The 22321-nt window shown below is 72.3% G+C and carries 17 protein-coding genes; 7 read left to right on the top strand and 10 right to left on the bottom strand.

The features are described 5' to 3' along the window. Positions 1 to 20: 20 nt before the first annotated feature. The 3 genes from ABZ267_RS20300 to ABZ267_RS20290 are packed head-to-tail and all read right to left on the bottom strand — an operon-like array spanning position 21 to position 2452. Positions 21 to 923, bottom strand: a complete 903-nt coding sequence (locus ABZ267_RS20300; protein ID WP_356749465.1) for an alpha/beta fold hydrolase — start codon at positions 921 to 923, stop codon at positions 21 to 23. Positions 924 to 947: 24 nt separating this feature from the next. Further along, on the bottom strand, positions 948 to 2222 hold the full coding sequence (locus ABZ267_RS20295; protein ID WP_356749467.1) for a beta-ketoacyl-[acyl-carrier-protein] synthase family protein: 1275 nt from the start codon (positions 2220 to 2222) through the stop codon (positions 948 to 950). Then, positions 2219 to 2452, bottom strand: a complete 234-nt coding sequence (locus tag ABZ267_RS20290) for an acyl carrier protein (protein WP_093686543.1) — start codon at positions 2450 to 2452, stop codon at positions 2219 to 2221. Before ABZ267_RS20290 ends, ABZ267_RS20295 begins: the two co-directional genes overlap by 4 nt. Positions 2453 to 2691: 239 nt before the next feature. Between ABZ267_RS20290 and ABZ267_RS20285 the strand changes: the two genes are divergently transcribed. The 4 genes from ABZ267_RS20285 (at position 2692) to ABZ267_RS20270 (ending at position 6552) form a co-directional block, all read left to right on the top strand. Next, complete coding sequence (locus tag ABZ267_RS20285) at positions 2692 to 3126, top strand: nitroreductase family deazaflavin-dependent oxidoreductase (RefSeq protein WP_356749469.1); 435 nt, start codon at positions 2692 to 2694, stop codon at positions 3124 to 3126. Positions 3127 to 3275: 149 nt separating this feature from the next. Continuing rightward, positions 3276 to 3938, top strand: coding sequence for a GPP34 family phosphoprotein (locus ABZ267_RS20280; protein WP_356749471.1), 663 nt, complete (start codon positions 3276 to 3278; stop codon positions 3936 to 3938). Positions 3939 to 3991: 53 nt separating this feature from the next. After that, complete coding sequence (locus tag ABZ267_RS20275) at positions 3992 to 4723, top strand: nitroreductase family protein (RefSeq protein WP_356749473.1); 732 nt, start codon at positions 3992 to 3994, stop codon at positions 4721 to 4723. A gap of 272 nt (positions 4724 to 4995) precedes the next feature. Beyond that, positions 4996 to 6552 carry a peptidoglycan-binding protein gene (locus tag ABZ267_RS20270; RefSeq protein ID WP_356749475.1) on the top strand — a complete coding sequence of 519 codons (1557 nt, stop codon included), beginning with the start codon at positions 4996 to 4998 and terminating at the stop codon, positions 6550 to 6552. 79 nt (positions 6553 to 6631) lie between these two features. Here the strand turns inward: ABZ267_RS20270 and ABZ267_RS20265 are convergent, their stop codons facing one another. From ABZ267_RS20265 to ABZ267_RS20240, 6 genes are all read right to left on the bottom strand, one after another. Continuing rightward, positions 6632 to 10390, bottom strand: coding sequence for a S8 family serine peptidase (locus tag ABZ267_RS20265; RefSeq protein WP_356749477.1), 3759 nt, complete (start codon positions 10388 to 10390; stop codon positions 6632 to 6634). Positions 10391 to 10485: 95 nt separating this feature from the next. Continuing rightward, on the bottom strand, positions 10486 to 11628 hold the full coding sequence (locus ABZ267_RS20260) for an XdhC/CoxI family protein (protein WP_356749479.1): 1143 nt from the start codon (positions 11626 to 11628) through the stop codon (positions 10486 to 10488). Between the two features lie 41 nt (positions 11629 to 11669). Next, the gene (locus ABZ267_RS20255) at positions 11670 to 13127 is read right to left on the bottom strand and encodes an NCS2 family permease (RefSeq protein WP_356749481.1); all 1458 of its coding nucleotides are present in this window, start codon (positions 13125 to 13127) and stop codon (positions 11670 to 11672) included. A gap of 327 nt (positions 13128 to 13454) precedes the next feature. After that, positions 13455 to 15890 (bottom strand): molybdopterin cofactor-binding domain-containing protein, encoded by a 2436-nt coding sequence (locus tag ABZ267_RS20250; protein WP_356749483.1) that lies wholly within the window; start codon positions 15888 to 15890, stop codon positions 13455 to 13457. Further along, positions 15887 to 16486: a (2Fe-2S)-binding protein gene (locus ABZ267_RS20245; RefSeq protein ID WP_356749485.1), complete on the bottom strand. Its 600-nt coding sequence runs from the start codon at positions 16484 to 16486 to the stop codon at positions 15887 to 15889. The genes ABZ267_RS20250 and ABZ267_RS20245 overlap by 4 nt, the downstream gene beginning before the upstream one ends. 2 nt (positions 16487 to 16488) lie before the next feature. Then, positions 16489 to 17379 carry a xanthine dehydrogenase family protein subunit M gene (locus ABZ267_RS20240; RefSeq protein ID WP_356749487.1) on the bottom strand — a complete coding sequence of 297 codons (891 nt, stop codon included), beginning with the start codon at positions 17377 to 17379 and terminating at the stop codon, positions 16489 to 16491. 313 nt (positions 17380 to 17692) lie between these two features. On the opposite strand from ABZ267_RS20240, the gene ABZ267_RS20235 reads away from it, so the two are divergent. Then, complete coding sequence (locus tag ABZ267_RS20235) at positions 17693 to 19438, top strand: PucR family transcriptional regulator ligand-binding domain-containing protein (RefSeq protein WP_356749489.1); 1746 nt, start codon at positions 17693 to 17695, stop codon at positions 19436 to 19438. Positions 19439 to 19600: 162 nt separating this feature from the next. Then, the gene (locus ABZ267_RS20230; protein ID WP_356749491.1) at positions 19601 to 20386 is read left to right on the top strand and encodes a hypothetical protein; all 786 of its coding nucleotides are present in this window, start codon (positions 19601 to 19603) and stop codon (positions 20384 to 20386) included. A 43-nt stretch (positions 20387 to 20429) separates the two neighbouring features. Here the strand turns inward: ABZ267_RS20230 and ABZ267_RS20225 are convergent, their stop codons facing one another. Beyond that, on the bottom strand, positions 20430 to 21236 hold the full coding sequence (locus tag ABZ267_RS20225; RefSeq protein WP_356749493.1) for a GntR family transcriptional regulator: 807 nt from the start codon (positions 21234 to 21236) through the stop codon (positions 20430 to 20432). A 148-nt stretch (positions 21237 to 21384) separates the two neighbouring features. Between ABZ267_RS20225 and ABZ267_RS20220 the strand changes: the two genes are divergently transcribed. Further along, complete coding sequence (locus ABZ267_RS20220; RefSeq protein ID WP_356749495.1) at positions 21385 to 22233, top strand: (2Fe-2S)-binding protein; 849 nt, start codon at positions 21385 to 21387, stop codon at positions 22231 to 22233. Positions 22234 to 22321 lie beyond the last annotated feature (88 nt).

Below are 22321 nucleotides of genomic sequence, written 5' to 3'. Positions count from 1 at the left end.
GGCGCCGGTGGGACGGACGCTCAGCTCCGTCCCACCGGCGCACCCGCCTGCCGGGGCAGCACGACCGGACCGGCTTCCGGCTCCCGCTCCGTGAAGAACCGCGCCACCAACTCCGCCACCTCGAAGGCCCGTTCCAGAACGACCCAGTGGTCGGACTCCGGCACCGTCAGGAACCGGCTGCCTTCGATCGTCGCCGCGAACGCCCGCTGCCGCGCGGGCGAGGTGACCGTGTCGTGCTCACCGGCGAAGACCAGCGCCGGTACACCGCTCAGCCCACCGGAGAAGTCCGGCCGGTCCGCCAGCGCACGGTAGAGCGAGTCCGCCGCGTGCGGCGAGTGGGTCAGCGCGTGCAGGAACGAGCGGCGCACATAGCGCCGAGCCAACTCCCGTCGGTGTACGACCTGTTCGGGATCCAGGCACATCAACGCGTCGGCGGCCAGCGCGGCGAACCCGTCCAGGTCGCCGTCCGTCAGCAGCTCGCGCGCCCGCTCCCAGCAGTCCACCTGGGCCTCGTCGATATGGACCGGTACGCCGCCGAGAGCGAGCCGGGCGACCCGCTCGGGGTGCCTCTGCGCGAAGCCGAAGGCGATGGCGGTGCCGTAGGAGAAGCCGAAGAGGTTCAGACGAGGCGCGCCGAGGTCGTCGGCGATCGCCAGGACCGCGCGGCGCAGGATGTCGGCGCTGGGGCCGGGCGGCAGCGGGTCGGCGGAGCCCATGCCGGGCAGATCGGCGGTGACCACGTCGGTGGCCGGGCCGAGGTGGTCGTCCATCTGCGGCCAGCCGTACATGCCTTGGAGGGCGCCGCCGAGGACGAGCGCCGGTTCGGTGACGGGTGCGGCGCCACCGCTGCGGTCGTGACGCAGGACGCGGTAGCCGTAACGCACTCCGTCCACCGACAGCGTACGGATGATCTCCTCGGGCATGGTGGTCGCCCAACTCCCTTCCGGTCAGGCTCTGGTGAGGACGAGCGCCGCGTTGTGGCCGCCGAAGCCGAGCGAGGTCTTGACCGCGCAGTCGAAGAAGGCGGCGCGGGCCTCCTTGGCGACGACCTCCATCGGGATCTGCGGGTCGGGCACGTCCAAGTTGACGGTGGGCGGGACCAGTTGGTGCTGGAGCGCCAGCACGGTCAGCGCGGCCTCGATGCCGCCGGCCGCGCCGAGGGTGTGGCCGGTCATCGCCTTGGTGGAGGTGACCAGCGGGCTCTCGCCGAGGACGCGGCGGAGCATGGTCGCCTCGATGAGGTCGTTGGAGAGCGTGGAGGTGCCGTGCGCGTTGACGTGTCCGACGTCGGCCGGGGAGAGGCCGGCGTCGGCGAGGGCGGTGCGCAGGGCGCGCTCGATGCCGAGGCCTTCGGGGTCCGGGGCGACGGCGGAGTGGGCGTCGCTGGAGGCTCCGTAACCGCTGACGTTGGCGCGGACGGTGGCGCCGCGGGCGCGGGCGTGGTCGGGGTGTTCCAGGACGAGGAGGCCCGCGCCCTCGCCGACGACGAAGCCGTCGCGGTGGGTGTCGAACGGGCGGCAGGCGGCCGTGGGATCCTCGCGGCGGGTGGAGACGGCCTTCAGGCTGCAGGCGCTGGCGATCAGGAGCCGGGTGCAGGTGGATTCGGCGCCGCCCGCGATGACGATGTCGCAGGCGCCGGAGCGGAGCATCTGGTGGGCGGTGCCGATGGCGACGGTGCCGGAGGAGCAGGCGGTGGAGACGGCCTGGCTCGGGCCCTGCACGCCGAGGTCCAGACTGACGCTGCTGGCCGCGCCGTTGACGACGCTGAGGGGCGCGAGCTTCGGCGAGACCCGGCGGGCGCCGCGCTCGGCGAGGACGGCGTGCTGCTCGTCGTAGAAGGCGAGCCCGCCGTGGGCCGAGCCGATGACGATGCCGACACGTCCGCTGTCCCAGAGGGCCGGGTCGAGCCCGGCGTCCGCGATCGCCTCGCGGGCGGCGATGACGGCGAGCTGGGCGAAGCGGTCCATCAGCCGCTGGGCCGCCACTCCGAGCAGCCCGCGCGGGTCGCAGTCGGTGACGGAGTAGAAGAAGTCGCAGGGCAGGCCGTCGAGTTCGGGACGCGGGCCGACGGACGGCGTGAGGCTCTCGGTGACACCGCGCCAGGTGGCGTCCACGCCCGTACCGGCCGCGGTGACCAGGCCGACCCCGGTGACGGCGGCGGTGAACGGCGCGAGCGGCGTACGGCGGTAGGGCCCGGTCGCGGAGGCCGCCTGGGCGCTCATGCGGTGGCCTTCACATGGACGACCTCGATCAGCCGGCCGAGGGTGTCGCGCGAGGTGAGCGCCACGTCCTCCAGGTCGACGTCCAGCCGGTCCTCGATGAGTAGGCGCAGCTCCTCCAGGGCAAGGGAGTCCAGCCGCAGCCGGTGGAGCGGAACATCGGGCCGGAGGGCCTCGGGGTCGGTTCCGAACTTCGCCACCAGCAGGGCGCTGATCTCTTCCGAGGTGGTCATTGGCGCTCCTGGGCTCAGTGACGCGGTGACGCCGGCCGCGCGGTTGGGGATGAGGTGGGGAGGGGCCATCGGGGGACGCCGGCTGCTCCGGAAGGACCCTTTATACGCCTTCACCGACGAGTTCCCGGCCCGCGTTCCCCCGTACGGAGGGAGCCCTGTCCAGGTGTACGAATCCGCCGGTACGGCCGGGCGGGGGTGCAGGATGGACGGACGGACCGTACGAGCGGAAGGAAAGGCCCATGGCGGAGGAAGCGGAGGCCGAGGTCAGCCCCACCGGCTGGGTGGCCCGGCAGGCCGAGCTGTACGAGTCGTCCGGCGGCACGAAGGGCACGACACAGCTCGGCGTCCCCTGCCTGCTGCTGGACTACGTGGGGCGGCGCAGCGGGGTCGTGCGGCGGACGGTGCTGATGTACGGACGGGACGGCGAGGACTACCTGATCGTGGCCTCCAACGGCGGCTCGGACCGCCCGCCGCTCTGGTACCTGAACCTTCAGGCCAACCCCGAGGTCGGGCTCCGGGTCGGGACCGAGCGCTTCACGGCTGTCGCGGCGACGCTCCCGGCCGAGGAGAAGGCCCGGGTCTGGCCGGACCTGGTGGAGCTGTTCCCGCGCTATGCGCAGTACCAGGCGGGCACCGCGCGGGACATCCCGGTGGTCCGGCTGACCAGGCGCTGACCGGGGCCCGGCCGCCGCGCGGGCGGCGTGATGCCGGTCGACCCGATCCCGCCGATTCCGTGCACGACGTTGCGATTCCCTGTACGACGTTATCCGTACGACATTTGCCGTACGACGTTTCCTGCACGACGTTCCGAGAGGAGCCGTTCATGACCACGGCGAAAGACCTGTTCATCATCGCCATGGATCCGAGGCCGGAGCATTCCGTGGGGCAGGGCGACCTCTCGCTCGCACTCGCGGGAGCCGAGCTGATCGATCTGGTCGACGCGGGTGCCATCACCGTGGACGACGACGCCATCGTGCCGGGCGAGCCTTCCACGTACGAGGACCGGCTCCTCGGCGAAGCCTCGGCGCTCCTCACCCGGCAGCCGCCTCACGAGCGGATCGAGGACTGGCTGTGGCGCCGGGGCCGGGACCTCGCGGCCGCCTATCAGGCCGCGCTGGAGGAGGACGGTGAGCTGACCCGCAGGCGGAGCGGCCGGCTCTCCTTCGGCCCTGAGCGCGTGGAGCCGGTCGACACCCCGGCCCGCCGCGCGGCGGCCGAGCGCCGGGAGCGGGGAGAGCCCGTGCTGACGGCACTCGCCTCGGCGGTGGGCGTCGGGAGCGGACGGCCGGACGACGAGGCCGGAGGGTCCGAGCACCGGACCGGACGGTCCGAGGACGAGGCCGGCGCCGGCGAACCCGGCTTCGACGACGAGGCGGTGACTGCGGTGGTCACGGCGGTGCACGACGCGGTGATGGAGCTGGAGGCGGTACGACAGCGGCGGACGATCGAGAACACGGCGTTCGCCAACATCTGGCGCGGCCCCTGACGGGCGGACACTCCCCTGCCGTCAACGGGGAGTTCTGCCTAGACTCCGCGATCATGACCATCGAAACGGTTCAGGCCGACCCGTCCGCCCTCGGCGGCCCTGCTCTCTTCGACACCATGTCCACCATGCGCGCCATGCGCCGCCTCAAGCCGGACGCCGTTCCGGACGAGACGATCGAGCAGCTCATCCAGGCCGCCGTCTGGGGTCCCAGCGGCGGCAACATGCAGTGTTACGAGTACGTCGTGGTGACCGACCGCGCGGTGATGGTCCGGCTCGCCCCGCTGTGGAAGCGGTGCGTGGACTCGTACCTGGCGACGACCGGGAAGTACGCGCCGAAGGGCATGGACGACGCGGCGTACGGGCGGATGGTGGCGGCGATCGAGTACCAGCGCGACCACTTCGCCGCCACGCCCGCGCTGATCGTGCCGTGCTACCGCTTCCCGGAGCCGCGGCTCGACGAGGAGGGCCTGATCGCTTCGGCGCAGGCGCTCGGCCCGGAGGCGAGCGAGCGGATGATGGCCTCTCGGACGCGGTTCCAGGCGCTGGCGGAAGGTTCCTGCGTCTACCCGGGCGTCCAGAACCTGCTGCTCGCCGCCCGGGGCCTCGGCCTCGCGGCGAACATCACCATCTGGCACCTGTTCCTGGAGCAGGAGTGGAAGCAGGAGCTGGGCATCCCGGAGGACATGGCGACGTTCGCCGCCATTCCGGTCGGGTGGCCGCAGGGCAACTTCGGACCGGTCCGGCGCCGCCCGGTGGCGGACGTCATCCACCGGAACCGCTGGTAGCGCAGGCGGGGCCGATCGGCCCATCGCCTCCCCTGTCGGGTGATTCCGCCCGTCACCCGACAGGCCCTAATTGCCCGTCAACTTCATTACTCTGCAGCCCAGTTGCGTGACACACCGCAGCCTGGCCACCGTTGTCATGCCCTTCTCACCTCGCTAGCCTGGGTGCGCTCGCAGCCCCTCGGTCCTGTTCGCCCGTTCCAGCACCCCGGGCCGGGGGCCTCTCCCTCCTCCCGCGGATTTCCCCACAGGTTCCCCACAGAGCAGGAGCACCCATGCCCAGAAGTCCCGTCGTGGCCCGCACCCGGGCCCGCGCGTCCGTCCTGGCGGCCCTCACCGTCACGGCCCTGGTCGCCACCGGCCAGCCCGCGACCGCCGCCCCCGCTCCGGCCGCCGCCGACCCGCTGAACCGCGCCTTCGAGCGAGCCGCGCAGGAGTACGGCGTACCGCGCGATCTGCTGGCCGCCGTCGGCTACGGCGAGAGCCGCCTCGACGGCCACGCGGGCAAGCCCAGCCAGGCGAACGGCTACGGCGTGATGCACCTGGCCAGCAACCCCGAGAACCGGTCCCTGGAGAAGGCCGCCGCGCTCACCGGTGAGCCGGCCGACCGGCTGCGCCGGGACACCGCGGCCAACATCCTCGGCGGCGCCGCCGTCCTGCGCGACCACGCCGACCGCCTCGGCCTGGACCGCGCGGAGCGGCGCGACGTGAACACCTGGTACCCGGCGGTCGCCCGGTACAGCGAGGCCGAGGGCCCGGCGGCCGCGCTCTACGCGGACACCGTCTTCACCTTCCTCGCCCAGGGCCTGACCGCGACGGCCCCCGGCGGCGAGACGGTCCGCGTCCCCTCCCGCCCGGTCGCACCGGACAAGGACGAGGTCGCCGCCGCCGGGGTCTACGCGCAGAGCCCCGACTACCCGTCGGGCCTCTGGGTGCCCGCGTACTCGGGCAACTTCGTCGTCGGCCGCAAGGCGACCGTCGACAAGGTGATCATCCACACCACCCAGGGCTCGTACGCCGGCTCCATCAGCTGGTACCAGAACCCGGCCTCGAAGGTCAGCGCGCACTACACGATCCGCTCCTCCGACGGCGAGGTCACCCAGTCGGTGCTGGAGAAGGACACCGCCTGGCACGCCGGCAGCGTCAACTCCTCGTCCGTGGGGATCGAGCACGAGGGCTACGTCGACAACCCGGCCTGGTACACGGAGGCGATGTATCGTTCCTCCGCCGCGCTCACCAAGCACCTCGCCGCGCGGTACAGCATCCCGAAGAACCGGTCGCACATCATCGGCCACAGCGAGGCGCCCGGCGCCACCCACACCGACCCGGGCCCCAACTGGGACTGGAACTACTACATGCAGCTGGTCGGCGGCAGCTCCGGCACCCCCGGTGACAGCCTGACCTTCCCTTCGTACGCGCTCCAGCAGTCGGGCTCGTCGGGCCCGCAGGTGAAGGCGGTCCAGCAGCTGCTCAACGCACAGGGGTACGCGGCGGGCTCGGTGGACGGCCTGTTCGGCTCCGCCACCAAGAGCGCCACCCAGGCGTTCCAGCGCGCCCGCTCCCTCACCGCCGACGGCGCGGTCGGTCCGAAGACCTGGACGGCCCTCCTCTCCGCCGGCACGACTCCCGCTCTGGCCCCGGGCAGCTCCGGCGACGCGGTGAAGCGCCTCCAGCGCTCGCTGACGGCGGCGCTCGGCACCACGGTGAACGCCGACGGCAGCTTCGGCCCGACGACGGAGAGCAAGGTGCGCACCTACCAGTCGAGCCGCGGCCTGAGCGTCGACGGCAAGGTCGGCCCGGCGACGTGGGGGGCGCTGCAGGCGGGACGCTGAGCCAGATCGCGTACAGCTCTACGCGCGTGGTCCCGCACCTCCGGAACGCGGAGGTGCGGGACCACGTGTCAGCCGGTCGTCACTTCAGGCCGAAGGCCCTGATGATCTCCTGGTCCACGACGAGGCCGCCGGGGCCCTCCGCGTGGGCCTTGAGCGAGACCGAGGTGGCGCCCTTGGCGGGCGTGCGGAACGCGGCGGTCCACTCGCCGGTCCTCTTCTTGCGCAGGTCCACCTTCGTCCAGTGCTTGCCGTCGTCGTAACTCACCGACAGCGAGGACTTGTTCGCCTTCACCGTGCCCGGCAGCCACTCCTGCGTGGCGGAGGAGAGGCCGATCTCGGTCCAGCGGCCGGACCGGACGTCGCCGGCCAGGTCGGTGGCGATGGCGTAGTCCAGCTGGAGCAGCGGGATGTCCATCTGGGACGGGCCGTCCGGGTCGAGCGCGCCCGAGACGAAACCCCATTCGGTGTGCGTACGCGTGGAACTCTTCCAGGTCTTCGCGTCCCGGGAAGAGTCGATGACCAGGCGGTACGGGAGCTTCTGCGGCGACAGGTCCCAGGCGTGGCCCGCCCGGCCCGCACCCTTCTTGATCAACGTGTCACCTTGGTGGAAGGCGTACGAGGTGGTGTCGTACTCGTCCTCGGGCATCGAGCCGGAGTGGCCCGCGCCCGCGTCCGTCCACGGCGTGATGTTGAACTGCACGTCGTTGGCGGCCGTGCGGAACGGGCCCCAGTAGCCGGTGCCGAGGCGCGGCCGGGTGACCGGAGCGAACCACTCGGCCCGGTACTCCTTGCCCGGTCGGTAGTCCAGCTCGGCGCTGCGCATCTCGTGGCCCCGGTCGGACTGTTCGGCGTTGAGCACCGAGTGGTTCTCGTACCAGAAGGAGTCACCGGGCAGCGGATTGACCCACTCGGTGCGGGTGCCGGGGAACTTCTCGTACTCCTCGAAGCCGAGGCCGGGGCCGTAGTCCGGGATGTCGTAGCGGTAGCCCGCGCCGAGTGTGGCGCGGTGGCCGTAGAAGGTGTTCGTCACCTTCGCCAGGTCGCGGGTGGACGGCGTGAAGGCGAGCGAGCGGTCCGGGATCGTGCCGTGGTGGCGGTCGACCAGGTCGTAGACGTAGGACGCGAACTTCTTCTGGTCGACGCTCACCTTCTTGCCGCGCTGAGCCGCTCGGATCAGCGTGTCGCCGGCGAGTCGCTGCACGGAGGCGACCGGGATCGTGGACTCCTCGCCGTACGGAGCGTAGGACTCCATGGCGCGGCCCCGGCCGTCGTGGACGACGAAGAGCGCCTTGGCTCCGGCGGCCACGGCGGCGGCCAGCCGGTCGGCGGGAGCGACGGTGTCGCTGCGGTTCACCACGACGGCCTTGCCGCGCGCGTTCAGGCCCCGGTAGTCGGCGGCCGCGCCCTGGCCCGCGTACACCGCCGTCAGCTTCTGCTCGCTGTCCTCGGCGACGACCGAGCCGCTCTGAACGGTGACCGGCACGTCGTGGCCGTCGGCGGTGAGGTCGATCAGCTCCTCGCCCTGGCGCCGGCGGGTCAGGAAGCTGAAGTCGCCGTGCGTGACCTTCTTGGTCGGGCTCGCCCACAACTGGTCGTACGTCAACGGTATTTGGTACGCGTCACGCTGGACCGTGCCGTCCGGAGCCGTGCGGGCCATGTCGTAGCGGAGCTGGCGGGTCTCGGTCTCCTTCGGCGTGCGCACGCTCACCTTGCGGGCCTTGGACGCGTCGAGAGTGACGGTGGCGGACTTGGTGAGGATCGTCTCAGGTGCCGCGAGGAAGGCGACGGCCTTGGAGTCCGGGCGGTCGCCGTCGATGTCGACCGAGGCCCAGGCGGTGTAGTTGCCGGGCGGTAGGCGCAGCGTGGTCTCACCGCCGCTGACCTGGACGAGGCCCAGCTGCGGATCGCCGAGTTCGGCGAGGACGACCAGGCCGTCCATCGGCTTGCCGGCGCGGTCGCGGAGCCTCAGCGTCAGGTCGTGCAGCTCCTTCTCCTTGGTGAGTGCGAAGCCGGTGTGCGCGACGGTGGTGCCCGACGCGTCGGTGGCGGTGACCTGGCCGGAGAACGTGGTGTCGTTCGCGACCTGCGCCGGGTCCAGCGACAGGACCGCCTCGGCCGTGGAGCCCGCCGGGACCGTCAGCGTGGACGGGGACAGCGTGTAGGCCGTCTCGTCGGTGTCCGTGGCCAGGTGGAGGGTGATGTCCTTCTCGCCGGTGTTGCGGTAGGTGATGGTGCGTTCGGCGACCGGGTCGGACGGGCTGTGCGGCCAGTCGTACGAGGCCACCTGGACCGAGCCCGTGGCCTCGACCGTCGTGTCGATCGCCGCCTTCACATCGAGCCGGCCCACGCCTTGCTCGTACGGGGTGTAGGCGTCGAGCTTCTTGGAGGAGGCCATCAGCGCGTCCTTGATGCGCTGACCGGTCCAGTCCGGATGACGCTGTTTCAGAACGGCTGCCGCGCCCGCGACATGAGGCGTGGCCATCGACGTACCGGACATCGACCGGTACGGGCCTTCGGCGCCCGGGACCGACTGCGAGGCGGCCGCGTTGATGTCGACGCCGGGCGCCGACAGGTCCGGCTTCAGGCCGTGCGAGCGGACCAGCGGGCCCATGGAGGAGAAGTCGGCGCGGCCGTCCCGCTTGTCGACGGCGGCGATGGTGAGCGCCTTCTCCGCCGATCCGGGCGAGCCGATGGTGCCCGCGCCGTACGCGTTGCCGGCGGCGATCACGAAGAGCGGACCACCGTCCGCCGAGAGGGAGTCGACCGCCTGGGACATCGGGTCGCCGCCGTCGTCCGGTACCGGCGATCCCAGGCTCATGGAGACGACGTCGGCGCCTTCGGCCTTCGCCCACTCCATGGCCGCGATGATCCCGGAGTCCGCGCCGGACCCTTCGTCGCTGAGCACCTTGCCGACGAGGAGGTCCGCCGCCGGAGCGACACCCTTGTCGGCACCGTCGGACGCGGCGCCCGAACCGGCGATGGTGGAGGCCACATGCGTACCGTGGCCGTTCCGGTCCTCCACCTCCTCGCCGGGGATGAAGCTGCAGGAGGCGACGATCCGGTCCTTGACGTCCGGGTGGCCGGCGTCGATACCCGTGTCCAGGACGGCGACCTTGGTGCCCTTCCCGTCGAACCCGGCGGCCCACGCCTGCGGCGCGTTCACCTGCGGCACGGAGTCGGCCAGCAGGGCCTCGGAGCGGCCGTCCAGCCAGAGCTTCGCGATCCCGCCGTCGAGTGAACGGGCTCCAGGTGTACGGGTGATGGCGTCCCAGAACGTCCGCGCGCCGGCGGCCTTGTCCGCCTGGAGCGCGGCTCCCTGGATGGAGGCGAGCGTACGGGTCTTCTTCGCGCCGCGCGGAACGGCGGGCAGCGCCCGGCCCTTCGCCGTCGGATAGGTCGCGATCAGCGGCACGGTGCCGGTGCCCTCGTCGTCGTACCCCATCCGCACCAGGGCCGACACGTTGAAGAGCCGCCGGTCCAGCGTGCCCGCCGCGAGCAGCGCGGTGGCCTCGTCGGGCAGGACGTGGAGGTCGCCGCCCGCCTGCTGGACCCGGACCCCGCCGCTCGCGCCGTCGGGACGGTCCACGGTGACGGTGTCCTGGCCGCCGGGCCCGTCCACGTACCGGACGACGTCCCCGGTGATGAGAGTGACCGTACGTATCTCGGAGCGCGGGGCCTCGGGGCCGGGCGCCTCAGGTGCGGGAGCGGCGGCGGCCGGGCCCGCGAACGGGACCAGCAGGCCGCCCATGAGCGCCGCCGAGGTGGCCAGGAGGAGGGCCCGGCGTCCTGGGCGTGCGGTTCTCGCGCGGCCGGGAACGGAGGAGGGGGAAGAAGTCATGCAGTTGATCTACCGGTTGATCCGGGGTGTCCGCTGCGTTCGGCGTGGGCGGGAAACCGCCGTGGCGGCTAACCGCCCGGCGTGGACCAGGTGTTTCAGGCCACCGACGCCAGTGGCTGTCCGCTGCTGTCGTGGTGGATGGGGGTATGCGCACCGGTGAGCGGTACGCCGCTGCCGCCGCGCCGGACCGCGACGATCTCGGCGGCGATGGAGAGGGCCGTCTCCTCCGGCGTACGGGCTCCGAGGTCGAGGCCGATCGGTGAGCGGAGGCGGGCCAGTTCGCGGTCGGTGAGGCCGACCTCGCGCAACCGGTCGTTGCGCTCCAGGTGGGTGCGGCGCGAGCCCATCGCGCCGACGTAGGCCACCGGGAGGCGCAGTGCGGCCTCCAGCAGCGGTACGTCGAACTTGGCGTCGTGGGTCAGGACGCAGAGCACCGTACGGGCGTCGGTGTCCGTGTCCGCGAGGTAGCGGTGGGGCCAGTCGACGACGATCTCGTCGGCCTCGGGGAAGCGGGCGGCGGTGGCGAAGACCGGTCGGGCGTCGCAGACGGTGACCCGGTAGCCGAGGAACTTCCCGGCCCTCACCAGCGCGGCGGCGAAGTCGATGGCGCCGAAGACGATCATGCGCGGCGGCGGGACGCTGGACTCGACCAGGAGCTGGATCGGCCGGCCGCAGCGGGAGCCTTCCGCGCCGATGGCGAGCGGGCCGGTGCGGCCGGCGTCCAGGAGGGCGCGGGTCTCGGCCGCGGCGGTCCGGTCGAGCGCCGGGTGGCCGCCGAGCCCGCCTTCGTGACTCCCGTCGGGACGGACCAGGAGCGGGAGGCCGAGCAGTTCCTCGGGGCCCTCCGTGACGCGGGCCAGCGCGGCCGCCGTGCCTTCGGCGGCGGCCGCGAGCGCCGCGGCGAACACCGGGCGGGCGGGGTCGTCCGCCCGGACCGGTGTGACCAGGATGTCGATGACGCCGCCGCAGGTCAGGCCGACCGCGAAGGCGTCCTCGTCGCTGTAGCCGAAGCGCTCGCGGACGGAATGGCCGTCCTCCAGGGCCTGTTGGCACAGCTCGTACACCGCCCCCTCCACACATCCGCCGGAGACCGAGCCGATCGCCGTGCCGTCGCGGTCGACGGCGAGCGCGGCACCGGGCTGCCGGGGCGCGCTGCCGCCGACCGCCACCACGGTGGCGACGGCGAACTCGCGTCCCTGCGAGACCCACCGGTGAAGCTCTTCGGCGATGTCCAGCATGGCGTCTCTCCTTAGGTGAGGGAGGGGATGGCCGGCCGGCGTCAGTGGACGCCGAGCCAGCTCTCGATCGGGTTGAGGGCGAAGAAGACGATGAAGATCACCGTCAGCCCCCACATGAAGGCTCCGACCTCGCGGGCCCGGCCCTGCGCGAGCTTGATGGCGGAGTACGCGATGACACCCGCGGCGACACCGGTGGTGATGGTGTACGTGAAGGGCATCAGGACCACGGTCAGGAAGACCGGGATGGCGACGGAACGGTCGCTCCAGTCCACGTGCCGGGCGTTCTGCATCATCATCGCGCCGATGACGACGAGGGCGGCGGAGGCCACCTCGGTCGGGACGATCGCGGTGAGCGGGGTGAAGAAGAGGCAGGCGGCGAAGAAGAGGCCGGTGACGGCGGAGGCCAGCCCGGTCCGGGCCCCTTCGCCGACTCCGGTGGCCGATTCGACGAAGACCGTCTGGCCGGAGCCCGAGGCGACACCGCCGATGACACCGCCGGCGCCGTCGACGAAGAGCGCCTTGGACAGGCCCGGCATACGGCCCTTCTCGTCGGCGAGCTTGGCTTCGGTGCCGACGCCGATGATGGTGGCCATCGCGTCGAAGAAGCCGGCCAGCACCAGGGTGAAGACGATCATGCCGACGGTGATCACACCGACATCGCCCCAGCCGCCGAACTCGACGTTGCCGAAGAGCGAGAAGTCGGGTGCCGAGACCGCGCTGCCTTCCAGGGCCGGCGGGCCGCTGCTCCAGGACTTCGCGGGGATGTCGGCGATCGCGTTGAGGACGATGGCGACCAGCGTGCCGACGACGATGCCGATCAGGATCGCGCCGGGGATGTTGCGCGCCTGGAGCATGAAGATCAGGAGCAGGGTCACGCAGAAGATCAGGACGGGCCAGCCGGCCAGTTCACCGGCCGGGCCGAGGGAGACGGGGGTCGCCGCACCCTGGTGGACGAAGCCGGCCTTGTAGAGGCCGATGAGGGCGATGAAGAGGCCGATGCCCATGGTGATGCCGTGTTTGAGCGCGAGCGGGATCGCGTTCATGATCATCTCGCGGAGGCCGGTGACCACCAGGAGGCAGATCACCACACCGTAGATCACACACATGCCCATGGCCTGCGGCCAGGTCATGTTCGGCGCGACCTGCGAGGCGAGCACACCGGAGACGCTGAGCCCGGCGGCGAGCGCCAGAGGCACCTTGCCGACGAAGCCCATGAGCAGGGTCGTCGCCGCCGCCGCGAAGGCGGTCGCGGTGATCAGGCCGCTCTGGCCGAGGAGGTTCCCGTTGACGTCCTCGCCGCCGAGGATCAGCGGGTTGAGCAGAAGGATGTACGCCATGGCCATGAAGGTCGTGACGCCGCCGCGCACCTCGCGCGCGACCGTGGAGCCTCGTTCGGATATGTGGAAGTACCGGTCGAGCCATGATCTTCCGGCGGGGACGCGCGAGCCGGGGCCCGCGGCCTCCGGACTGGTCTTCGGTTCCACTGACTGCTGGGTCATGATGCCTGACTCCCAAGGTTCACAGGGGCACCCGCTTGGAGATTCCTGAATGCGGGATTTGGGATGACTGCGTCGGCTGCACGACCCGGGGACGGCCGGGACGAACTGTTGAAGCAGATACGGATGTGCCGGCGGCACGGATGATCCGTGAGGCGCTGCCGTGCTGGTCGTGCACGGCGAAGAACCGCGAGCGGTGCGGTACTTGGTGTCTCCGGGCGGTGCGGGATGCGGAGAAGTGTGACGTTCTCGGCTCAGCACACCGCCCGGAGAGTCCTGGGGGACCGCTCGGAGGCGGGGCGGGGCCGGGGATCACCCGGCCCCGGTCTCTCAGGTACCGGTGAGGTGCTCGGGGCGTACCGGGGTCCTGTTGAGCTCAAGGCCCGTCGCGTTCCGGATCGCCGCGAGGACGGCCGGGGTGGACGACAGGGTGGGGGCCTCACCGATGCCGCGCAGCCCGTACGGGGCGTGCTCGTCGGCGAGTTCGAGCACGTCGACGGGGATGGTCGGCGTGTCGAGGATGGTGGGGAGGAGGTAGTCCGTGAAGGAGGGGTTGCGCACCTTCGCGGTCTTCGGGTCGACGATGATCTCCTCCATCACCGCGACGCCCATGCCCTGGAGCGTGCCGCCCTGGATCTGGCCGAGCACGGAGAGCGGGTTGAGCGCCTTGCCGACGTCCTGCGCGCAGGCCAGTTCGATGACCTTGACCAGGCCGAGCTCGGTGTCGACCTCGACGACGGCGCGGTGCGCGGCGAAGGAGTACTGGACGTGGCCGTTGCCCTGTCCGGTACGGAGGTCGAACGCCTCGGTGGGCCGGTGGCGCCACTCCAGCTCGATGTCGACCGCCTCGTCCTCCAGGACGTCGGCCACGTCGGCCAGCACCTCACCGCCGTCGGTGACGACCTTGCCGCCCTCCAGGAGGAGTTCGGCGGTGGCCCAGGCCGGGTGGTAGGTGCCGAACTTGGTGCGGCCGAGCTCCAGGACCTTCTCCCGTACGGCTTCGCAGGAGTTCTTGACCGCGCCGCCGGTGACGTACGTCTGGCGGGAGGCGGAGGTGGATCCGGCGGAGCCGACGCGGGTGTCGGCGGGGTGGATGGTGACCTGGTTGACACCGAGTTCGGTACGGGCGATCTGGGCGTGGACCGTGACGCCGCCCTGGCCGACCTCGGCCATCGCGGTGTGGACGGTGGCGACCGCCTCACCGTTGATGACCTCCATCCGCACGCGGGCGGTGGAGTAGTCGTCGAAGCCCTCGGAGAAACCGACGTTCTTCAGGCCGACGGCGTAGCCGACGCCGCGGACGACGCCTTCGCCGTGGGTGGTGTTGGAGAGTCCGCCGGGCAGCGCGCGTACGTCGATGGAGGTGCCTTCGCTGCCGGCCGCCAGCCACTGCTGCTCCGGCGGCAGCGGCCGGGACTTGACCCGGCGCAGCAGCTCGGCGACCGGCGCCGGCGAGTCGCAGGGCTGTCCGGTGGGCAGCAGCGTGCCTTGTTCCATGGCGTTGAGCTGGCGGAACTCCACCGGGTCCATGTCCAGCTTCGCGGCGAGCTTGTCCATCTGCGCCTCGTAGGCGAAGCAGGCCTGGACCGCGCCGAAGCCGCGCATCGCGCCGCAGGGCGGGTTGTTGGTGTAGAGCGCGACCGCCTCGATGTCGACGTCCTCGATGACGTACGGGCCGACCGAGAGCGAGGAGGCGTTGCCGACGACCGCCGGGGAGGCGGAGGCGTAGGCGCCGCCGTCCAGGACGATCCGGCACTTCATGTGCGTGAGCTTGCCGTCCTTGGTGGCGCCGTGCTCGTAGTGGAGCTTGGCCGGGTGCCGGTGGACGTGGCCGAAGAAGGACTCGAACCGGTTGTAGACGATCTTGACCGGCTTGCCGGTGCGGAGCGCCAGCAGGCAGGCGTGGATCTGCATCGAGATGTCCTCGCGGCCGCCGAAGGCGCCGCCGACGCCGGAGAGCGTCATCCGGACCTTGTCCTCGGGCAGGCCGAGGACGGGTGCGATCTGGCCGAGGTCCGAGTGCAGCCACTGGGTGGCGACGTACAGCTCGACGCCGCCGTCCTCGGACGGCACCGCGAGACCGGACTCGGGGCCGAGGAAGGCCTGGTCCTGCATGCCGAAGACGTACTCGCCGGTGACGATGACGTCGGCGCGCTTGGCGGCCTCGTCGGCGTCGCCGCGGATGATCGGCTGACGGTGCACGATGTTGGGGTGCGGGACGTGACCGCTGTGGTGGTCGTCGCGGCCCTCGTGCACGAGCACGGCGTCGGGAGCGGTCGCGGATGCCTCGTCGGTGATGAGCGGCAGCTCGCGGTACTCGATCTTGATCTTGGCGGCGGCGCGGCGCGCGGTCTCCGGGTGATCGGCGGCGACGATGGCGACCGGCTCACCGTGGTGGCGGACCTTGCCGTTCGCGAGGACCGGCGTGTCCTGGAACTCCAGGCCGTAGTTCTTCATCTCGGCCGGGAGGTCGTCGTAGGTCATCACCGCGTAGACGCCGGAGGTCGCCAGCGCCTCGGAGGTGTCGATGGAGACGATCTCGGCGTGCGCGACGGTGGAGCGCAGCGTCTGGCCCCACAGCATGTCCTCGTGCCACATGTCGGAGGAGTACGCGAACTCGCCGGTGACCTTGAGGGTGCCGTCAGGGCGGAGCGTGGACTCGCCGATGCCGCCCTTGGTGGGGGAACCCTGAGTGATCTTGGTGGGGGTTCCGGCCGGTACGGTCCGGGCCTTGACGGGCGTCGTGGCTTCGGGGTGCGTCGTCATGACTGGACCGCCTCTTCCTGGCGGGCGGCCGCGAGGCGCACCGCGTCGAGGATCTTCTCGTAACCCGTGCAGCGGCACAGGTTGCCGGAGAGCGCCTCGCGGATGTCCTGGTCGGACGGCGAGGGCGTGTTCTCCAGCAGTTCGTCGGCGGCGACCAGCAGGCCGGGGGTGCAGAAACCGCACTGGACGGCTCCGGCGTCGATGAACGCCTGCTGGATCGGCGAGAGCTCGGCGGCCTCGCCGGCCCGGCCGTCGGCCGGCTTGGACTGCCAGCGCTTGGCGGAGTCCAGCGTGGTGCCGCAGGCGCCGGAGGCGCAGCCGCCGCCGGGGTGGGCGTCCTCGCGGTGCTTGGCGTAGTCGGCCAGGCCCTCGACGGTGACGACCTCGCGGCCTTCGACCTGGCCGGCGGCGACGAGGCAGGAACAGACGGGGACGCCGTCCAGGCGGACGGTGCAGGACCCGCACTCCCCCTGCTCGCAGGCGTTCTTGGAACCGGGCAGCCCCATGCGCTCACGCAGCACGTAAAGAAGGGACTCGCCCTCCCACACGTCGTCGGCTTCCTGCGGACGGCCGTTGACCGTGAAATTGACTCGCATGGTTACGCAGCTCCTTCCAGCGCGCGGCCCGCGCCGCGGTACTGCTCCCAGGTCCAGCCGAGCGTGCGGCGGGCCATGATGCCGACCGCGTGCCTGCGGTACTTCGCCGTGCCTCGTACGTCGTCGATCGGGTTGCAGGCGCCCGAGGCGAGCGCGGCGAACTGCTTGGCGATGGCGGGGGTGATGATCTTGCCGCTCTCCCAGAACCCGCCCTCTTCCAGCGCGGCGTTCAGGAAGGCCTCGGCCTCCTTGGCCCGGACGGGCGTCGGGGCGGCGGAGCCGATGCCGGTGCGCACGGTGCGGGTCTCGGGGTGCAGGGCGAGGCCGAAGGCGCAGACGGCGATGACCATCGCGTTGCGGGTGCCGACCTTGGAGTACTGCTGGGGCCCGTCGGCCTTCTTGATGTGCACGGCGCGGATCAGCTCGTCCGGCGCGAGGGCGTTGCGCTTGACGCCTGTGTAGAAATCGTCGATAGGAATCAGCCGCGTTCCGCGTACGGATTCGGCCTCCACCTCGGCCCCGGCCGCGAGCAGCGCCGGGTGGGCGTCACCGGCGGGCGACGCGGTGCCCAGGTTGCCGCCGACGCCGCCGCGGTTGCGGATCTGCGGCGATGCGACGGTGTGCGAGGCGAGCGCCAGGCCCGGCAGCTCGGTGCGCAGGTGCTCCATGATGGCGCTGTACGGGACGGAGGCGCCGAGCCGTACGCTCTCCTGGCCCACCTCCCACTCGGTCAGCTCATCGACGCGGTTCAGGTCCAGGAGGTACTCGGGCCGCCGGTGGTCGAAGTTGATCTCGACCATCACATCCGTGCCGCCCGCGATGGGCACAGCCGTGGGGTGCTCGGCCTTGGCGGCGAGCGCCTCCTCCCAGCTGGCGGGGCGAAGGAAGTCCATGAGTGGCTCTCTTCTTCTCAATCGGGTCGTACACCGGGGCTGGGGACGGCCGGCCCTCGTCTGCCTCGTGTGGCTCGTTCATGTGGTGTTCATGTGGTGTGTGGCCCAGTACACAAGCCAGGACCCGGCGGGTGCAGTCACCGAAACACTGAAGGAGTTGGCTGGTCTCCGTCCTCGTCTTGTAGATTCGAACGAATGGCGGGGATCAGTAACCTCGCCGCAATTCACAGATACCCCTTCACCCCTGTGGTCCCCCACTCCTTCCCGGCTTCACCCACCTGCTCCCACCCCTACAGAGATCGGCGGCGACGAGATGCGGCTGCGCGCACTGCTGGAGACCGATGCGCTGGGCCTGCGGCTGCTCGGCGGCGAGGACGAGCTGGACCGCACGGTCCGGGGCGTCATGACCACCGACCTGCGCGACCCCAGCCGCTACCTCTCCGGCGGCGAGCTGGTGCTGACCGGCCTGGCCTGGCGTCGGGACGCGAGCGACTCCGAGCCGTTCGTCCGGATCCTGGCGGGCGCCGGGGTGGCCGGGCTCGCGGCGGGCGAGGCGGAGCTCGGCGACATCCCGGCCGACCTGGTGGAGGCGTGCGTCCAACACCGCCTCCCGCTCTTCGCCGTGAACGAGACCGTTGCCTTCGCGACGATCACCGAGCATGTGGTACGCCAGGTCTCCGGGGAGCGGGCGGGCGACCTGGCGGCCGTGGTGGACCGGCACCGCCGGCTGATGACCTCCGGCCCGGCGGGTGGCGGCCCGGAGGTGGTGTTGGACCTCCTCACCTCCGACCTGGACCTGCGCGCCTGGGTCCTCTCCCCCACCGGCCGCCAGATCGCCGGGGCCGGCGCGCCGCTGGCCGGTCCGCTCGGCGCGGCGTTGGCCGGCCACCACCTGGCCGCGACCCGCACCGGTCGCCGTGGCCCGTACCGGGCGGCCGTCGCCGGTACGACGTATTCGCTCTTCCCGATCCGCAACACCGGCCGCGGCGCGGTGCCGGCCGCCCGGGACGTCCGGGAGTCGGTGCTCTCCGACTGGCTGCTCGCGGTGGAGGCGGACGCCTCGGACTGGCCCGCCGCCCGGCTCGACCTGCTCCAGGGCGTCACGCAGCTGATCGCGGTCGAGCGCGACCGCCGGGACGCGGCCCGTACGGTACGCCGCCGGCTCGCCCAGGAGGTCCTGGAGCTGGTCCAGGCGGGCGCGGCCCCCGCCGAGATCGCCGCCAGGCTCCGCGTCGCCGCGCCGGTCCTCCTGCCGGGCCTCGGCGTGGCACCGCAGTGGCAGGTCGTGGTGGCCCGGGTCGACTGGACCGCCGGTGACACGGCGGGCCCTGCCGGCGTCCCGGGCGACATCGCGGGCGGCCCGGTCGCTCAGGCCCTGCTGGAGGAGATCCTCGTCGACCCGGCGGTCAGCGGCCCGGACTCCGCCGACCGCATCGCCGTCGCGCACACGGGCGAGGAGGCCATCGCCCTCGTACCGCTCCCGGCCGTGCCCGCCCCCCTCCCCGAGACGGTAGGCGACGCCACCGACAACGCCGACGACACAGCCGGCGCGCCCCAGGACCCCGCGCTGCACGCCGACGCGCTGCTCGCCTCCGTACGCGAACCGCTCTCCGCGGGCCTCGCCGACGACGGACGGCTGACCCTCGGGGTCAGCGCGGCCGTGCACTCGGCCGAAGGGCTGCGCGGCGCGCTGGAGGAGGCCCGGCACGCCCGCCGGGTGGCGGCGGCCCGGCCGGGACGGGTCTGCGCGGCCGGCCACCACGAGCTGGCCTCGCACGTCCTGCTGCTGCCGTTCGTCCCCGACGACGTCCGCCGTGCCTTCACCGCCCGGCTGCTGGACCCGCTGCGCGACTACGACCGGCGCCACCGCGCGGAGCTGATCGAGACGCTGGAGGCGTTCCTGGACTGCGACGGCTCCTGGACGCGCTGCGCGGCCCGGCTGCACCTCCACGTCAACACGCTGCGCTACCGCGTCGGCCGCATCGAGCAGTTGACGGGCCGTGACCTCTCACGGCTGGAGGACAAGCTCGACTTCTTCCTCGCCCTGCGCATGAGCTGACCCGTGCGCCCCATCAGGCGCCGGTGAGCTCCCCCCGTTTGTGAATTCCTTCACCTGACATCGGTCGGACCTCTTGGCCCGGCGGGCCGATCCGTGCTGAGATTCGGCGGTACTCAACAGCACAATGGCGCGCTCGGGGAGGGCAATGTGGCGGATACCGCCATGTCTGGTTCCGGAACGACAGCAGATGGCGATCCGCCGCTCCAGACAGCGGTATGGCGGCTGCGGTCCCGCGCCTGCTGGACGGATGCCGCCGCCCTGCTGGAGCCGCACGCGCTGAGCGACCCGGCGGCCGCGATCCAGCGCACCGCCCTGCTGACCGAGCGCTGTCTCCACACCGGCGAGGGCTGGACCGACGCCGAGGACGCTCTGCGCGCCGCCGAGGCGCTGGCCCGCAGCGACGACGAGCGCGGCGGGGCCGCCTGCGAACGGGGCCATCTCGCCTACGCCTCCACCCTGCTGGGTGTACGGGACCGGGCCGACGAGGCGAGCGTCGCGCTGAGCCGGGCGGCGGCGCTGCTGGCGCCCGCCGCACCCGGACGGCCGCTGCTGGACTTCCGGCGTGGGCTGATCGCCGAGAACATCGCGGACTCCCCGCAGTCCGCGCGCGCCGCGTACCGCCGGGCGCACGCCGGAGCGGCCGCGCGCGGCGACGAGCTGCTGCTCTCCTTCACCTGGCGCCACCTCGCCGCGCTCGCGCTCCAGGAGGGTGAGCTGGCCGAGGCGCGGCACGGGTTCGCGGAGTCGCTGCGGATCCGGGAGGAGCTGGGCTACCTGGTCGGTACGGCCCCGGCGCTGATCTCCCTCGCGGAGGCGGAGCCCGAGCCGGAGGTGGCGGCCCGGCTGCGTGCGGAGGCGGGGCGGCTGTTCCGGCTGCTGGGCGGAGTGCCGACATGGCTGGCGCCGCACCTAGGAGTGCCGGGACCACGACCGGCGGCGGCGAGCTGAGGAGGCCGCGCGGGCGGACGGGACGCACCGAGGCGCGGTCGGCTCAGCCCTCCGCTCCCGTGAAGTGCTCCCGTACGAGGGCCTGGACGACCGCCAGGTCCTGGGCGATCAGGGCGTCGAGCAGTGCGGTGTGTTCGGCGGCGTCCGCCAGCAGGTCGGCGCGGCGGGTGGCGGGGCCCGCGACCGGCGGCCACTGCGAGCGGCGGTGCAGCTCGTCGGCGACGGCCACCAGCTGCTCGTTGCCGGCCAGTGCGAGGACCGCGCGGTGGAAGGCCCGGTCGCACTCCGCGTAGCTCGCCCGGTCGCCCACCGCCGCCGCCGTGACCGTCGCGTCGGCCAGCGGACGCAGCGCGCTCCACCGGCCGGCCGGGACGGTGCGGGCCAGCCGGAGCATCACCGGTACCTCGATCAGGGCACGTACCTCGGCCAGCTCCGCCAGCTCACGGGGCCCGCGCTCGCTGACCCGGAAGCCGCGGTTCGGCACCACCTCGACGGCGCCCTCCACCGCCAGCTGCTGCATCGCCTCGCGCACCGGGGTCGCGGAGACGCCGAAGCGAGCGCCGAGCGCGGGAGCGGAGTAGACCTGGCCGGGGATCAGCTCGCCGTCGACGAGCGCGGCGCGCAGGGCCTCCAGGATCTGGCCCCGGACGGAGTGACGGACGACACGTGGGGCGGACGGCTCACTGTGGGTGTGCTCACCACGGGTGCGGTCCACGCCGCCGGCCCGGCCCGCGTCCTGCGAACGGCCCACGCCCACCTGTTCGGGCACCCGCCCGGTCACCGGGGTGCCCGCGTACGCGCCGGGCGCGTACGGCGGCCGTACGCCCTCGTGCGCGCTGCCCTGCTCCACCCAGGCCTCCCAGGGAGTGTCTTGCGGGCCGGGTCGCGTGCGCCCGGCCCCCCGTGCACGATAGAGGGAGGTGGCCGCAGTTCAAACATCGATCGCGTCGGGTAAGGTAAGCCTTACCTGTAAACGATCCCGATTCGGTGGTCCCTGGATGACCCTCACTCCGCTGCTCGCCGGCGCCGCGACGTCCCCGGTGACCGCCGCGTACGCCCGCCTGACCGAGGTCTTCCCCGGCCTGCGCGCCGAGGTGCTCGACGAGAGCGCGAGCACTCCGACGGGCGCCGGCTGGGTCGGCGCGGCCGAGCTGGCCGCCGGAGGACCGGCCGTGGACACCTTCCTGGCCTGGGACAACGCGCAGGTGCTCCGGGACTACGGGCAGCAGGCCCGCCCGGACGTGGTGGCCAGTTTCGGCCTCCACCGGTACGCCTGGCCCGCCTGCCTGCTGGTGACCGTGCCCTGGTTCCTGCACCGCCGGGTGCCGCGCATCCCGGTCGCGGACGTGGCCTTCCAGCGGGCGCTGGGACACCTCACCGTCCGGGTCCGCGAGTTCGCCTGCCTGCCGGACGACCCGGCGGCGGAGCTGCCCGGCGCCCGGGTGGTCCCGGACGAGACCGCGCTGCGGGCCGAGGTCCTGGCCGCTCTCACCGAGCACCTGGAGCCGGTGCTGACGGGGTTCGGACCGCGCATGCGGCGAGGGAAGCGGGCGTTGTGGGGGATGGCGACCGACGAGATCGTCGAGGGCCTCTGGTACATCGCGCACCTGCTCGGCGAGGAGCGCCGAGCGATGGCCGAGCTGGAGCTGCTGCTTCCCGGCACCACGAAGCCGTACGTCGGCACCGCCGGCTTCCGTGAGCTGACCGGACCCGACGGCCAGTCGCTGCCGACCCGGGACCGGGCGAGCTGCTGCCTCTTCTACACCCTGCGTCCCGAGGACACCTGCGTGACCTGCCCGCGCACCTGTGACGCGGACCGGGTGCGGAAGCTCGCCACCGTTTCCTGATCCGCACCGCGTCCACACCGCCCGTCCGGATGACGTGGAATCGAACGCAACCCGGTTTCTCCGAGCAGTCGTTCGAGAAGATTCCACC

It is taken from the genome of Streptomyces sp. NPDC006174 (genome assembly GCF_040614075.1).
GTDB lineage: Bacteria > Actinomycetota > Actinomycetes > Streptomycetales > Streptomycetaceae > Streptomyces.
This window is presented reverse-complemented; position numbering and strand designations above follow the sequence as displayed.